Below are 15,069 nucleotides of genomic sequence, written 5' to 3'. Positions count from 1 at the left end.
AAGGCGGGGCGGCAATTCCTTGACTTGCCGTAGTGGCTTTTTGAGATTTATTGCGTGCCGTGCCGGTATTCCGGCACGGTGCGCAGGGCGGGAGCCTACTGGGCGTTGAAGGCCTGGCCGTTGATGCCGGTACTGTCCGGGCCCATCAGGTAGAGATAGACCGGCATGATCTCTTCCGGGGTCGGATTGTTCAGCGGGTTTTCGCCGGGGTAGGCCTGGGCGCGCATGCTGGTACGGGTGGCGCCCGGGTTGATGCTGTTGGCGCGCACTGGCGCGACGTTGTCCAGCTCGTCGGCGAGGGTCTGCATCAGGCCCTCGGTGGCGAACTTGGAGACGCCATAGGCGCCCCAGTAGGCGCGGCCCTTGCGACCGACACTGCTGGACGTGAAGATCACCGAGGCATCCCGGGACAGCTTGAGCAGTGGCAGCAGGGTGCTGGTGAGCATGAACATCGCATTGACGTTGACCTGCATGACGCGCATGAAGTTGTCGCCCGAGAGCTGTTCCAGCGGGGTGCGCGGGCCGATGATCGAAGCGTTGTGCAGCAGGCCGTCGAGATGGCCGAACTCGTTCTCGATCATCGCCGCCAGTTCGTCGTACTGGTGCGGCAGGGCGGTTTCCAGGTTGAAGGGAATCACCACCGGTTGCGGGTGGCCGGCGGCCTCGATTTCGTCGTAGACCTGAGTCAGGTTGGCTTCGGTCTTGCCCAGCAGCAGTACCGTGGCGCCGTGGGCGGCGTAGCTCTTGGCAGCGGCCGCACCGATGCCGCGACCGGCGCCGGTGACCAGGATCACCCGGTCCTTGAGCAGTTCGGGGCGGGCGGAATAATCAAACATGGCTAAACCTCAACAAATTGGGGAGGGGCGCTACCGGTAGGCGCCGGCTTGCTGGCGATCGCTTGACGCGGTGTGGCTGTTCGGCCGCGGCGTCTGGATCGTCAGCAAGCCGGCTCCTGCGGGGTCAGCAACTGCACAGGGCGTTGTCCAGCACGCGGCGCAGTTCCAGCGGATGGTCGACGACCACATCGGCGCCCCAGTGATCGGGGTTGTCGTCCGGATGGATGTAACCGTAGCGCACCGCGGCGGTGCGGGTCCCGGCATCCCGACCCGATTCGATATCGCGCAGGTCGTCGCCGACGAACAGGACGCTGGCCGGGTCGAGGTCGAGCATCTTGCAGGCGAGGATCAGCGGCTCGGGGTCCGGCTTGCTCCGGGTGACGTGATCCGGGCAGATCAGCAGCGCCGAGCGCTCGGCCAGGCCGAGCTGCTGCATGATCGGCTCGGCGAAGCGCACCGGCTTGTTGGTGACCACACCCCAGACCAGCCTGGCCTTCTCGATATCCTCCAGCAGTTCGCCCATGCCGTCGAACAGCCGGCTGTGCACCGCGCAGGCCTTGAGGTAGCGCTCGAGGAATTCCTGGCGCAGTTCCTCGAAGCCCGGTGACTCGGGGTCCATCATGAAGGTCACCGCCACCATCGCCCGGGCGCCGCCGGAGATCTCGTCGCGGATCAGCTTGTCGGCAATCGGCGGCAGCCCGCGATCAGCCAGCATGGCCTGGCAGATGGCGATGAAGTCCGGCGCGGTATCGAGCAGGGTGCCATCCATGTCGAAGAGAACCGCTCTCAAGCGCATCGGTCACTCCTCGCGCAGGGTCTGGATCATGTAGTTCACGCCCACGTCCGCGGCCAGCTTGTAGTGCTTGGTCAGTGGGTTGTAGGTCAGGCCGATGATGTCCTTGACCGCCAGGCCCGCCTGGCGGCTCCAGGCCCCCAGCTCGGATGGGCGGATGAACTTCTTGAAGTCGTGGGTGCCGCGCGGCAGCAGGCCCATGATGTATTCCGCACCGACGATGGCGAACAGGTAGGCCTTGGGGTTGCGGTTGATGGTGGAGAAGAACACCTGGCCGCCGGGTTTGACCATGCGGAAGCAGGCGCGGATCACCGACGACGGGTCGGGCACGTGCTCGAGCATCTCCAGGCAGGTGACCACGTCGAACTGCTCGGGCATTTCCTCGGCCAGGGCTTCGGCGGTGATCTGCCGGTATTCGACATCGACGCCCGATTCCAGCTGGTGCAACTGGGCCACGGCCAGTGGCGCTTCGCCCATGTCGATGCCCATGACGGTGGCACCGCGCTGGGCCATGGCTTCGCTGAGGATACCGCCGCCGCAGCCGACGTCGAGGACCTTCTTGCCGGCCAGCCTGACCCGCTCGTCGATCCAGTTGACCCGCAGCGGGTTGATGTCGTGCAGCGGCTTGAACTCGCTCTCGCGGTCCCACCAGCGGTGGGCCAGGGCTTCGAACTTGGCGATTTCTGCGTGGTCGACGTTGCTCATGGGGCTATTCTCCAAAGCTTGAAAATCAGGGTGATCCCGGGCTGTTGGCGCCCGGGACGATAATTCAGCAGGCGTGTCCGCCGATGCGCTGGCCCCAGTCCCGGGCCGCGGCGATCAGTCGCTGTTCATCCAGGCGGGTCAGGCGCCGGTCGTCGAGCAGTTGCCTGCCGCCGACCCACAGGTGTTGCACGCAGTCGCGTCCGCCGGCGTAGATCAGCGTGGACACCGGCTCGTAAATCGGTTGCTGGGCCAGGCCGCCGAGGTCGAAGGCGACGAGGTCCGCGGCCTTGCCGACCTCCAGGCTGCCGATTTCGTTGTCCAGGCCCAGGGCCCGTGCGCCGTTGAGGGTGGCCATGCGCAAGGCGCGATGGGCATCCAGGGCGCTGGCCGAACCGGCGACGGCCTTGGCCAGCAGGGCGGCGGTGCGGGTTTCCCCGAGCAGGTCGAGATCATTGTTGCTCGCCGCGCCATCGGTGCCTATGGCCACGTTGACACCGGCCTGCCACAGGCGTTCGACCGGGCAGAAGCCGCTGGCCAGTTTCAGGTTCGATTCCGGACAGTGGATCACGCTGGTGTTGCTTTCTACCAGCAAAGCCAGGTCTTCATCGCTGATTTGGGTCATGTGCACGGCTTGCAGGCGCGGTCCCAGCAGGCCGAGCCGGGCCAGCCGGGCGAGAGGGCGCTCACCGTGCTGCTCGAGCGCCTGCTGGACCTCGAAGGCGGTTTCATGCACGTGCATGTGGATTGCCGCGTCGAGTTCTTCGGCGATCACGCGGATTTTTTCCAGGTTTTCGTCACCCACGGTATAAGGTGCATGTGGGCCGAAGGCTATCTTGATTCGGGGGTGGTGCTTGAGGTCGCCGAACAGTTCGATGGCCTGGCGCAGGGCTTCGTCGGTGCTGGCGGCCCCGGGGATCGGGAAATCGAGGATCGGCATGGCGATCTGTGCACGGATGCCGCTGTCATGCACGCACTCGCTGGCAACTTTCGGGTAGAAGTACATATCCGAAAAACAGCTGATCCCGCCCTTGATCTGTTCGGCGATAGCCAGGTCGGTGCCGTCGCGGACGAAGTCCTCGCTGACCCATTTGCCTTCGGCCGGCCAGATATGCTGCTCCAGCCAGGTCATCAGCGGCAGGTCATCGGCGAGGCCGCGGAACAGGGTCATGGCGGCATGCCCGTGGGCATTGATCAGGCCTGGAGCGAGCAGTGTCCCCGGCAGTTCGCGGACCTCTTCGGTCGCCAGCTTCAAGGCCTCGGCCCGCGGGCCGATAAACGCGATACGCCCGTCACGGATGCCCAGGCCGTGCTCCTTGAGGACCACGCCAGCCGGTTCGACAGGTACCAGCCAGGTGGGCAACAACAGCAGGTCGAGCGGGGCGGCGATGTTTGGCATCGGGGGCGGCTTCCAGGCTTCATGCATATATTGAGACAGCGAAGTATACCCGAGCGTCCAGGCGGGGTGATCGCTATAATCGACGGCTTTTGTTTCATCACTGCGGAGTGAGTCATGCGCGATCGGTTGTTGGCAGCGGAAAAGGTCAAGGCCATCGATTGGTGCCAGGGGACCTTGCGCCTGCTCGACCAGCGCATTCTGCCGTTCGAGCAGAACTGGCTGGATTGCGGCAGCGCCGTGGCGGTCGCCGAGGCGATTCGGCTGATGGCCGTGCGCGGCGCCCCGGCCATCGGCATCTGTGCGGCCTATGGCGTGGTGCTGGCGGCGCGGGCACGGCTTGCCGAAGGGGGCGACTGGACTGCGGCGCTGGAGGAGGATTTCGCCGTGCTGGCCGCTTCACGTCCGGCTGCGGACAGTTTGTCCTGGGCGCTGGGGCGCATGCGCGAGCGGCTGGGCCGGCTTCGCGAGGGCGCCGATCCGCTGGCGGCGCTGGAGGCCGAGGCGGTCGCCATCCACGACAGCGATCGCGAAGCCAACCTGACCATGGCGCAGTTGGGCGTCGAGCTGATTCGCAAGCATCAGGGCAATGCCCAGGCGATTCTTACCCATTGCAATACCGGGGCCCTGGCCACCGGTGGTTTCGGCACGGCGCTGGGGGTGATTCGCGGCGCCTTCGTCGAGGGCATGGTCGAGCGGGTCTATGTCGATGAAACCCGGCCCTGGCAGCAGGGTTCGCGCCTGACCGCCTGGGCGCTGGCCAGCGAAGGCATCCCGGTGACCGTGAGCGCCGATGCCGCCGCCGCCCAGGTCATGAAAACCAGGGGCGTGACCTGGGTCGTCATCAGTGCCGACCGCATTGCCGCCAATGGTGATGTGGCAAGCAGGATCGGTACTTACCAATTGGCCGTCTGCGCCATGCATCACGGCGTGCGCTTCATGGTGGTGGCCGCGAGTTCGACCATCGACCTGGCGTTGGCCAGCGGCGAGGAAATCGCCCCGCAGGAGCAGGGCGGCGATGAATTGCTGGGGGCGGACGGGAAGCGCCTCGATGTCTCCATGGAGACCTTCAGTCCGGTCTTCGACGTGACCCCGGCGGATCTGATCGATGTCATTGTGACCGAGAAGGGCGTCGTCGAGCGGCCGGACACCGCCAAGATCGCTCAACTGATGTGCCGCAAGCGTCTGCACTGATCCGATTTTTTCCGGCCAACTGGCTTTTCCCGGCGATAAATGCCCGCATTTTGCTTCTAAGCCCCTCCGGATGCGCTCTCGGAGGGTTTCGTTGGTCGCCTGTCGGGTTCCTTGTGTATCCGGGGATAGGTGCGTGGCGGCGATTGTGATAACATCCGGCGGTTTCCAGGGTTGCCCGAACCGGCTGCCCTTACTGCGCAGATCCATGGCATAACTCGTTGATTTGTCGTAAGTCGCTGCCAGGCATCAGGTCGGCAGCGACAAGCTTCGTTCGTCCCATATGGATGTGACGAAGTTTCACCAGAAAAAGGAATCAGGCTTCTCATGGGCGAACTGGCCAAAGAAATCCTCCCGGTCAATATCGAAGACGAGCTGAAACAGTCCTACCTCGACTACGCGATGAGCGTGATCGTCGGACGGGCACTGCCCGATGCGCGTGATGGCTTGAAGCCCGTGCACCGGCGTGTGCTGTTCGCGATGAGCGAGCTGGGTAACGACTGGAACAAGCCGTACAAGAAATCTGCCCGTGTGGTCGGTGACGTGATCGGTAAGTATCACCCGCACGGTGATACCGCTGTATACGACACCATCGTTCGGATGGCGCAGCCATTCTCCCTGCGCTACCTGCTGGTCGACGGCCAGGGCAACTTCGGTTCCGTCGACGGCGACAACGCCGCGGCCATGCGATACACCGAAGTGCGCATGACCAAGCTGGCGCACGAGCTGCTGGCCGACCTGCACAAGGAAACCGTGGACTGGGTGCCCAACTATGACGGCACCGAGCAGATCCCGGCGGTCATGCCGACCCGTATCCCCAACCTGCTGGTCAACGGTTCCAGCGGTATCGCCGTGGGCATGGCGACCAACATCCCGCCGCACAACCTCGGCGAAGTGATCGACGGTTGTCTGGCGCTGATCGACAACCCCGATGTCACCGTCGATGAACTGATGCAGTACATCCCCGGTCCGGACTTCCCGACCGCGGGCATCATCAACGGCCGTGCCGGCATCATCGAGGCCTATCGCACCGGTCGCGGGCGCATCTACATGCGTGCCCGCTCGACCGTCGAGGATATCGACAAGGTCGGCGGTCGCCAGCAGATCGTCATTACCGAGCTGCCTTACCAGTTGAACAAGGCCCGTCTGATCGAGAAGATCGCCGAGCTGGTCAAGGAAAAGAAACTCGAAGGCATCACCGAGCTGCGCGACGAATCCGACAAGGAAGGCATGCGCGTGGTGATCGAGCTGCGCCGGGGCGAAGTGCCGGAGGTGGTGCTCAACAACCTCTACGCCCAGACCCAGTTGCAGAGCGTGTTCGGTATCAACATCGTGGCGCTGGTCGACGGCCGTCCGCGGATCCTCAACCTCAAGGACTTGCTGGAAGCCTTCGTTCGCCATCGTCGCGAAGTGGTGACCCGGCGTACCGTGTTCGAACTGCGCAAGGCGCGTGAGCGTGGCCATATCCTCGAAGGTCAGGCCGTGGCGCTGTCGAACATCGACCCGGTGATCGCCCTGATCAAGGCTTCGCCGACGCCGTCGGAAGCCAAGGAAGCGCTGGTCAGCACGCCCTGGGAGTCCAGCGCGGTGATGACCATGGTCGAGCGCGCTGGCGCCGATTCCTGCCGTCCGGAGAACCTCGATCCGCAATACGGCCTGCGTGACGGCAAGTACTACCTGTCGCCGGAGCAGGCCCAGGCTATCCTGGAGCTGCGCCTGCACCGCCTGACCGGCCTGGAGCACGAGAAGCTGCTGGCCGAGTACCAGGAGATCCTCAACCAGATCGGCGAGCTGATCCGCATCCTCAACAGCGCCGTGCGCCTGATGGAAGTGATCCGCGAAGAGCTGGAGGTGATCCGTGCCGAGTACGGCGACGCGCGTCGCACCGAGATTCTCGATGCCCGCCTCGACCTGACTCTGGGCGACATGATCCCTGAAGAAGAGCGCGTGGTGACCATCTCCCACAGCGGCTACGCCAAGACCCAGCCGCTGTCGGCCTATCAGGCCCAGCGTCGTGGCGGCAAGGGCAAGTCGGCGACCGGCGTCAAGGATGAGGACTACATCTCCCACCTGCTGGTTGCCAACAGCCATGCCACGCTCCTGCTGTTCTCCAGCAAGGGCAAGGTCTACTGGCTCAAGACCTACGAGATTCCCGAGGCGTCCCGCGCCGCCCGCGGTCGCCCGCTGGTCAACCTGTTGCCGCTGGACGAGGGTGAGTACATCACCACCATGCTGCAGATCGACCTGGAGGCTCTGCAGCAAAGCGCCGGTGCCGATGACGAACTGGACGATGCCGATGATTCGGTGATCGAGGGCGAAGTGATCGAGGCCGATGACGTTGCCGATGCCGCCGAAGAAGTCGACGGTGATACCGCCGAGCTGGTGGCCGAGCCGACCGGTGCCTACATCTTCATGGCCACCGCGTTCGGTACGGTCAAGAAAACCCCGCTGGCCCAGTTCAGCCGTCCGCGTACCAGCGGCCTGATCGCCCTGAAACTGAAGGAGGGCGATACCCTGATCGCCGCCGCGATCACCGACGGTGCCAAGGAGGTCATGCTGTTCTCTGATGCTGGCAAGGTGATTCGCTTCGCCGAAAGCGGCGTCCGCGAGATGGGGCGTGGTGCCCGTGGTATCCGTGGCATGCGGATCGGCAAGGGGCAGAAGCTGATCTCCATGCTGATTCCGGAGTCGGGTGCGCAGATCCTGACCGCTTCCGAGCGTGGTTTCGGCAAGCGTACGCCGCTGAGCAAGTTCCCGCGTCGTGGTCGTGGCGGCCAGGGCGTGATCGCCATGGTCACCAAGGACCGCAATGGCCAGTTGATCGGTGCGATCCAGGTGCAGGAAGGCGAGGAGATCATGCTGATTTCCGACCAGGGCACCCTGGTTCGTACCCGTGTCGACGAAGTTTCCAGCCTGGGTCGTAACACCCAGGGCGTGACCCTGATCAAGCTGGCCAATGACGAAACGCTGGTCGGCCTGGAACGGGTCCAGGAGCCGTCGGAAGTCGAGGGCGAGGAGCTGGAGGTTGCGGCGGACGTCGAGGTTGATGGCGAAATGCCAATCGACGGCGTGGTCGGCGATTCGTCTTCGGACGAGGCGGCCGATGAAGTTGAACGGCAGGATTAATTAAACGCCTGCGCCTGACGTTGTAGCTACTGTAGGGCAACCCATCGTTGGACGGTGGGTCGTGATCGAACGCGGAGCGGTCGTTGTCGGACCGCTTTGTCGTGTCAGGAGTATCGAGATTCGCTGAAGCCGGCGAGTCGTTCCTGCAGGGTGCCGGGCAGGCCTGGCGGCATGTATATCTTCAAGCATAGCGAGAGTGGATGTGAGCAAACGAGCCTATAACTTCTGCGCAGGTCCTGCTGCGCTGCCTGAAGCTGTCCTGTTGCGTGCCCAGTCGGAGTTGCTGGACTGGCAAGGCAAGGGGCTGTCGGTCATGGAAATGAGCCATCGCAGCGATGAGTTCGTCTCCATCGCCGAGCGGGCCGAGCAGGATCTGCGCGATCTGCTGGATATCCCCTCGAACTACAAGGTGCTGTTCCTGCAGGGCGGCGCCAGCCAGCAGTTTGCCCAGGTTGCGTTGAACCTGCTGCCGGAAACCGGCAAGGCCGACTACATCGAGACCGGTATCTGGTCGAAGAAGGCCATCGAGGAGGCTTCGCGTTTCGGTAACGTCAATGTCGCCGCCAGCGCCAAGTCCTACGATTACTTCGCCATTCCTGGCCAGAACGAGTGGAAGCTGTCGAAAGACGCTGCCTATGTTCACTACGTCTCGAACGAGACCATCGGCGGCCTGGAGTTCGACTGGATTCCGGAAACCGGCGACGTGCCGCTGGTCACCGACATGTCTTCGAACATTCTCTCGCGTGCGGTGGACGTTTCCCGTTTCGGCATGATCTACGCCGGTGCGCAGAAGAACATCGGCCCGAGCGGTATCGTCGTCAATATCGTGCGTGAAGACCTGCTGGGTCGTGCCCGTTCGATCTGCCCGACCATGCTCGACTACAAGGTCGCGGCCGACAACGGCTCGATGTACAACACCCCGCCGACCCTGGCCTGGTACCTCTCGGGCCTGGTGTTCCAGTGGCTCAAGGAGCAGGGCGGTGTCGAGGCCATCGGCAGGCTCAACGATCTGAAGCAGCGCACGCTGTATGACTTCATCGACGCCAGCGGCCTGTACAGCAACCCGGTCAACAAGAGCAACCGCTCGTGGATGAACGTGCCGTTCCGTCTGGCCGACGATCGCCTGGACAAGCCGTTCCTGGCCGGTGCCGACGCTCGCGGCCTGCTGAACCTCAAGGGGCACCGTTCCGTGGGCGGCATGCGTGCCTCCATCTATAACGCCGTGGGCATCGATGCGGTCAACGCGCTGGTGGCGTACATGGCAGAGTTCGAGAAGGAACACGGCTGATGGCTGAACAGGAACTCAAGGCGCTGCGCCTGCGTATCGACAGTCTCGATGAGAAAATTCTCGAACTGATCAGCGAGCGTGCCCGCTGCGCCCAGGAAGTCGCACGAGTGAAGATGGGCTCGCTGGCCGAGGGCGAAGTGCCGGTTTTCTATCGTCCCGAGCGGGAGGCCCAGGTGCTCAAGCGCGTCATGGAGCGCAACCAGGGGCCGCTGGGCAACGAGGAAATGGCGCGGTTGTTCCGCGAGATCATGTCCTCCTGCCTGGCCCTGGAGCAGCCGCTGAAAGTGGCCTATCTGGGCCCCGAGGGAACCTTCACCCAGGCGGCGGCGATGAAGCACTTCGGCCATGCGGTGATCAGCAAGCCGATGGCGGCGATCGACGAGGTGTTCCGCGAGGTTGCCGCCGGTGCGGTGAACTTCGGCGTGGTGCCGGTGGAGAACTCCACCGAGGGCGCGGTCAACCACACCCTCGACAGCTTCCTCGAGCACGACATGGTGATCTGCGGCGAAGTCGAGCTGCGCATTCACCATCACCTGCTGGTGGGTGAGAACACCAAGACCGACAGTATCAGTCGCATCTACTCCCACGCCCAGTCCCTGGCCCAGTGCCGCAAGTGGCTGGACGCCCATTACCCGAATGTCGAGCGCGTGGCGGTGTCGAGCAACGCCGAGGCGGCCAAGCGGGTCAAGGGCGAGTGGAACTCGGCGGCGATCGCCGGGGACATGGCGGCTGGCCTGTATGGTCTGACCCGCCTGGCCGAGAAGATCGAGGACCGTCCGGACAACTCCACGCGGTTCCTGATGATCGGCAACCAGGAAGTGCCGCCGACCGGCGACGACAAGACCTCGATCATCGTTTCCATGAGCAACAAGCCGGGTGCGCTGCACGAGCTGCTGGTGCCGTTCCACGACAATGGCATCGACCTGACGCGAATTGAAACTCGCCCTTCGCGCAGCGGCAAGTGGACCTATGTCTTCTTCATCGACTTCGTCGGCCATCACCGCGACCCGCTGGTCAAGGGTGTGCTGGAGAAGATCAGTCAGGAAGCGGTGGCGCTGAAGGTGCTGGGCTCCTACCCGAAAGCGGTTCTGTAAGGACGTTGAACATGAGTGGCGACTTCCTCGCCCTGGCGCAGCCGGGCGTGCAAAAACTTTCGCCTTACGTTCCGGGCAAGCCCGTGGATGAATTGGCGCGCGAGCTGGATATCGATCCGGCGAAGATCATCAAGCTGGCCAGTAACGAAAACCCGCTGGGCGCCAGTCCCAAGGCGCTGGCGGCGATTGCCGACGCGTTGGCCGAACTGACCCGCTACCCGGATGGCAATGGCTTCGAGTTGAAGCAGCGCCTGTCCGAGCTGTGCGGTGTGCAGGCCAGTCAGGTGACCCTGGGCAACGGTTCCAACGATATTCTCGAACTGGTCGCCCGGGCCTACCTGGCCCCGGGGCTGAACGCGGTGTTCAGTGAGCATGCCTTCGCGATCTACCCGATCGTGACCCAGGCTGTGTCTGCCGATGCCCGTGTGGCGCCGGCCAGGGATTTCGGCCACGACCTGCCGGCGATGCTGGCGGCGATCGATGAGAACACCCGGGTGGTGTTCATCGCCAACCCGAACAACCCGACCGGGACCTGGTTCGGGCCGCAGGCGCTGGAAGCTTTCCTGGCCGCGGTTCCCGAGCGTGTGCTGGTGGTGCTGGACGAGGCCTATATCGAGTACGCCGCGGGTGATGATCTGCCCAATGGCCTGAACTACCTGGCGCGCTATCCGAACCTGCTGGTCTCCCGTACCTTCTCCAAGGCCTATGGCCTGGCGGCGCTGCGGGTCGGCTACGGGCTGTCGTCGCCGGCGGTGGCGGATATTCTCAATCGCGTGCGCCAGCCATTCAACGTCAACAGCCTGGCCCTGGTTGCCGCGCGTGCGGCCCTGGACGATGTCCAGTACGTCGCTCGCAGTCGCGAGTTGAACGAGGCTGGCATGCGGCAGCTGGAAGCCGGTTTCCGTGAGTTGGGCCTGGAGTGGATTCCTTCGCGGGCCAACTTCATCGCGGTCGATGTCGGTCGCGATGCCGGGCCGGTCTACCAGGACCTGTTGCGCGAAGGCGTGATCGTGCGCCCGATCGGGGGTTACGGGTTGCCGCGGCATCTGCGCGTCAGTATTGGCCTGGCCAGTGAAAACAGCCGTTTGCTCGAGGCTCTGGGCAAGGTTCTGGCCCGTGGTTGATGTCATGCCGATGCAATCTGTGACGCCTATGATCGGCCGCCTGGTGGTGGTCGGTCTCGGGCTGATTGGTGGTTCCTTTGCCAAGGGCCTGCGTGAAAGCGGCCTGTGCCGGGAAGTGGTGGGGGTCGATCTGAATCCGCAGTCGCGCCGCCTGGCGGTGGAGCTGGGGGTGGTCGATCGCTGCGAGGAAGACCTGGCGGCCGCTTGCCGCGGTGCCGATGTGATCCAGCTGGCGGTGCCGATCCTGGCCATGGAGAAGATGCTCGGCCTGTTGGCGGGCATGGACCTGGGTCAGGCTATTCTTACCGATGTGGGCAGTGCCAAGGGTAACGTGGTGCGTGCCGCTGGCGAGGCGTTTGGCGCCATGCCGACGCGGTTCGTGCCGGGTCACCCGATTGCCGGCTCCGAGCAGAGCGGGGTCGAGGCCTCCAATGCCAGGCTGTTCCGGCGGCACAAGGTGATCCTGACGCCGCTGGCCGAGACCGACGCGCAGGCGCTGGCCACGGTCGATGCGCTGTGGCGCGCGCTGGGGGCGGATGTGGAGCACATGGATGTCCAGCGGCACGATGAAGTGCTGGCGGCGACCAGTCATCTGCCGCACCTGCTGGCCTTCGGTCTGGTCGACTCCCTGGCCAAGCGCAACGAGAACCTGGAGATCTTCCGTTACGCCGCAGGCGGCTTCCGTGACTTCACGCGGATCGCCGGCAGCGACCCGGTCATGTGGCACGACATCTTCCTGGCCAACCGCGATGCGGTTCTGCGTGCACTGGATACCTTCCGCGGCGACCTGGACGTCCTGCGCGATGCCGTCGATGCAGGTGACGGGCATCAACTGCTGGATGTGTTCAAGCGGGCCCGGGCGGCGCGCGAACATTTCGGCAGGATCTTGGCCCGACGGGCCCGCAAGGACACAATGAACGTCAACGATGATCAGAAAGAGGCTCAGTCGTGAATATTCAAGCTCCAGTCATCGCCATCGACGGACCTAGCGGCTCGGGCAAGGGCACCATCGCCGGTTTGCTGGCCAAGCGTCTGGGCTGGTGTCTGCTGGACTCCGGCGCGCTCTACCGGTTGCTGGCCTTCGCGGCGCGTAATCATGGCGTCGACCTGACCAACGAGGAATCCCTCAAGTTGCTGGCCGCGCATCTCGATGTGCAGTTCATCGGTGCGACCGACGGTCAGCCGGAGCGCATCATCCTGGAAGGGGATGACGTCACCCAGGACATCCGCAACGAGTCGATCGGTGCCGGTGCTTCCCAGGTCGCTTCCCTGCCGGCGGTACGCGATGCGCTGCTGCAACGCCAGCGGGCATTTCGCGAGGCGCCCGGCCTGGTGGCCGACGGCCGCGACATGGGCACCGTGGTGTTTCCCGATGCGCCATTGAAGATCTTCCTGACCGCCAGCTCCGAGGAACGTGCCCGTCGCCGTTACTTGCAGTTGAAGGCCAAGGGCGATGATGTTAGTCTGTCGAGTCTGCTGGATGAGATACGTGCGCGTGATGAGCGTGACACCCAGCGCGCGGTGGCCCCGCTCAAGCCGGCGGCCGACGCGATACAGCTGGACTCCACGGAGTTGTCCATCGAGCAGGTGCTGGAACGCATCATGAGCGAGATCGCCATTCGCGATATCGCCGGGTGACCAAGAGGGGTGCAGGGGACCAGTCATAGTCCTGCATGGCCTCTTTCATATGAACGTAACCCACATCGTCTGGGGTGTGGCAGATGGGCGTATTCTTCGCCCTCATCAACAGGAATTAAAATGAGCGAAAGCTTTGCGGAACTCTTTGAAGAGAGCTTGAAGACCCTGAATCTTCAGGCTGGTTCGATCATCACCGGTGTTATCGTTGATATCGATTACCAAGCTCGTTGGGTAACTGTCCACGCTGGTCTGAAGTCTGAAGCTCTGATCCCGCTGGAACAGTTCTACACCGATGCTGGCGAACTGAACATCAACGTCGGTGACGAAGTTCACGTGGCGCTGGATTCGGTTGAAGATGGCTTTGGTGAAACCAAGCTGTCCCGTGAAAAAGCCAAGCGCGCTGAATGCTGGATCGTTCTGGAAGCAGCCTTCGCAGCCGAGGAAGTGGTCAAGGGCGTTATCAACGGTAAGGTTAAGGGCGGCTTCACTGTCGACGTTAACGGCATCCGTGCGTTCCTGCCAGGTTCCCTGGTTGACGTCCGTCCAGTGCGCGACACCACGCACCTGGAAGGCAAAGAGCTCGAGTTCAAGGTCATCAAGCTCGACCAGAAACGCAACAACGTTGTCGTTTCCCGCCGCAGCGTCCTGGAAGCCGAGAACTCCGCCGAGCGTGAAGCTCTGCTGGAATCCCTGCAGGAAGGCCAGCAGGTCAAGGGTATCGTCAAGAACCTCACCGACTACGGTGCATTCGTTGATCTGGGCGGCGTCGATGGCCTGCTGCACATCACCGACATGGCCTGGAAGCGCATCAAGCATCCATCGGAAATCGTCAACGTTGGCGACGAGATCGATGTCAAGGTTCTGAAGTACGATCGCGAGCGCAATCGTGTTTCCCTGGGCCTGAAGCAACTGGGTGAAGACCCGTGGGTTGCCATCAAGGCTCGTTACCCAGAAAGCACCCGCGTGACCGCGCGTGTCACCAACCTGACCGACTACGGCTGCTTCGCTGAGCTGGAAGAAGGCGTTGAAGGTCTGGTGCACGTTTCGGAAATGGACTGGACCAACAAGAACATCCATCCTTCGAAAGTCGTACAAGTCGGCGACGAAGTGGAAGTCATGGTTCTGGACATCGACGAAGAGCGTCGTCGTATCTCCCTGGGCATCAAGCAGTGCAAGTCGAACCCATGGGAAGACTTCTCTGGCCAGTTCAACAAGGGCGACAAGATCTCCGGTACCATCAAGTCGATCACCGATTTCGGTATCTTCATCGGTCTGGACGGCGGTATCGACGGCCTGGTTCACCTGTCGGACATCTCCTGGAACGAAGTCGGCGAAGAAGCCGTACGTCGCTTCAAGAAGGGCGACGAGCTGGACACCGTCATCCTGTCGGTTGACCCAGAGCGTGAGCGCATCTCCCTGGGCATCAAGCAGCTGGAAAGCGATCCGTTCTCCGAGTACGTCTCGGTCAACGACAAGGGCGCTGTTGTCAAGGGCACCGTGAAAGAAGTTGACGCCAAAGGCGCCATCATCGTTCTGGCCGACGATATCGAAGCAACTCTGAAAGCCTCCGAAATCAGCCGTGACCGCGTTGAAGACGCGCGCAACGTCCTGAAAGAAGGCGAAGAAGTAGAAGCCAAGATCATCAGCGTTGATCGTAAGAGCCGCGTAATCCAGCTCTCGATCAAGTCGAAAGACGTTGAAGACGAGAAAGAAGCCATCCAGAGCCTGAAAGCCGCTCCGGAAGGTGAAGCAGCTGACACCACCATGGCTGCTCTGCTGCGTCAGGCAATGGCCAAACAGAACTGAGTTCTGTCTGACTGTTGAAAAAAGGGCGACTTCGGTCGCCCTTTTTTGTGCCTGGGATTTGCCTGTATCCGGCGC

The 15,069-nt window shown here is 63.0% G+C and carries 11 protein-coding genes and 1 pseudogene; 8 read left to right on the top strand and 4 right to left on the bottom strand.

Annotated elements, in window-relative coordinates:
* Nucleotides 1–95: 95 nt before the first annotated feature.
* The 4 genes from PF66_RS23060 to PF66_RS23045 all read right to left on the bottom strand — a co-directional run bounded on the left by PF66_RS23060 (nt 96) and on the right by PF66_RS23045 (nt 3,730).
* On the bottom strand, nt 96–836 hold the full coding sequence (locus tag PF66_RS23060; protein WP_054060542.1) for a YciK family oxidoreductase: 741 nt from the start codon (nt 834–836) through the stop codon (nt 96–98).
* A gap of 124 nt (nt 837–960) precedes the next feature.
* The gene (gene mupP, locus PF66_RS23055) at nt 961–1,632 is read right to left on the bottom strand and encodes an N-acetylmuramic acid 6-phosphate phosphatase MupP (RefSeq protein ID WP_054060541.1); all 672 of its coding nucleotides are present in this window, start codon (nt 1,630–1,632) and stop codon (nt 961–963) included.
* Nucleotides 1,633–1,635: 3 nt separating this feature from the next.
* Nucleotides 1,636–2,334 (bottom strand): bifunctional 2-polyprenyl-6-hydroxyphenol methylase/3-demethylubiquinol 3-O-methyltransferase UbiG, encoded by a 699-nt coding sequence (gene ubiG, locus PF66_RS23050; protein ID WP_054060540.1) that lies wholly within the window; start codon nt 2,332–2,334, stop codon nt 1,636–1,638.
* A gap of 64 nt (nt 2,335–2,398) precedes the next feature.
* Nucleotides 2,399–3,730, bottom strand: coding sequence for a TRZ/ATZ family hydrolase (locus PF66_RS23045; protein ID WP_054063916.1), 1,332 nt, complete (start codon nt 3,728–3,730; stop codon nt 2,399–2,401).
* A gap of 114 nt (nt 3,731–3,844) precedes the next feature.
* Between PF66_RS23045 and mtnA the strand changes: the two genes are divergently transcribed.
* The 8 genes and pseudogenes from mtnA to rpsA all read left to right on the top strand — a co-directional run bounded on the left by mtnA (nt 3,845) and on the right by rpsA (nt 14,994).
* Nucleotides 3,845–4,921: an S-methyl-5-thioribose-1-phosphate isomerase gene (gene mtnA, locus PF66_RS23040; RefSeq protein WP_054063915.1), complete on the top strand. Its 1,077-nt coding sequence runs from the start codon at nt 3,845–3,847 to the stop codon at nt 4,919–4,921.
* Nucleotides 4,922–5,245: 324 nt separating this feature from the next.
* Nucleotides 5,246–8,044 carry a DNA gyrase subunit A gene (gene gyrA, locus PF66_RS23035; RefSeq protein ID WP_054056885.1) on the top strand — a complete coding sequence of 933 codons (2,799 nt, stop codon included), beginning with the start codon at nt 5,246–5,248 and terminating at the stop codon, nt 8,042–8,044.
* Between the two features lie 202 nt (nt 8,045–8,246).
* A complete protein-coding gene (serC, locus tag PF66_RS23030; RefSeq protein ID WP_054056887.1) occupies nt 8,247–9,332 on the top strand; it encodes a 3-phosphoserine/phosphohydroxythreonine transaminase in 1,086 nt (361 codons plus the stop codon).
* Nucleotides 9,332–10,426 (top strand): prephenate dehydratase, encoded by a 1,095-nt coding sequence (pheA, locus tag PF66_RS23025; RefSeq protein WP_017906408.1) that lies wholly within the window; start codon nt 9,332–9,334, stop codon nt 10,424–10,426. Before serC ends, pheA begins: the two co-directional genes overlap by 1 nt.
* An 11-nt stretch (nt 10,427–10,437) precedes the next feature.
* Nucleotides 10,438–11,550 (top strand): histidinol-phosphate transaminase, encoded by a 1,113-nt coding sequence (hisC, locus tag PF66_RS23020; protein ID WP_054056884.1) that lies wholly within the window; start codon nt 10,438–10,440, stop codon nt 11,548–11,550.
* 10 nt (nt 11,551–11,560) lie between these two features.
* Nucleotides 11,561–12,478: pseudogene (locus tag PF66_RS23015) on the top strand (prephenate dehydrogenase/arogenate dehydrogenase family protein); the annotation flags it as partial.
* A gap of 20 nt (nt 12,479–12,498) precedes the next feature.
* Nucleotides 12,499–13,188, top strand: a complete 690-nt coding sequence (gene cmk, locus PF66_RS23010; protein WP_017906411.1) for a (d)CMP kinase — start codon at nt 12,499–12,501, stop codon at nt 13,186–13,188.
* 120 nt (nt 13,189–13,308) lie between these two features.
* Nucleotides 13,309–14,994: a 30S ribosomal protein S1 gene (gene rpsA, locus PF66_RS23005; protein WP_010449734.1), complete on the top strand. Its 1,686-nt coding sequence runs from the start codon at nt 13,309–13,311 to the stop codon at nt 14,992–14,994.
* The last annotated feature ends 75 nt before the right edge of the window (nt 14,995–15,069 follow it).

The organism is Pseudomonas asplenii, assembly GCF_001293465.1.
GTDB lineage: Bacteria > Pseudomonadota > Gammaproteobacteria > Pseudomonadales > Pseudomonadaceae > Aquipseudomonas > Aquipseudomonas fuscovaginae_B.
Note: the sequence above shows the minus strand (reverse complement) of the source record. Positions and strands in the feature narration are given on the sequence as shown.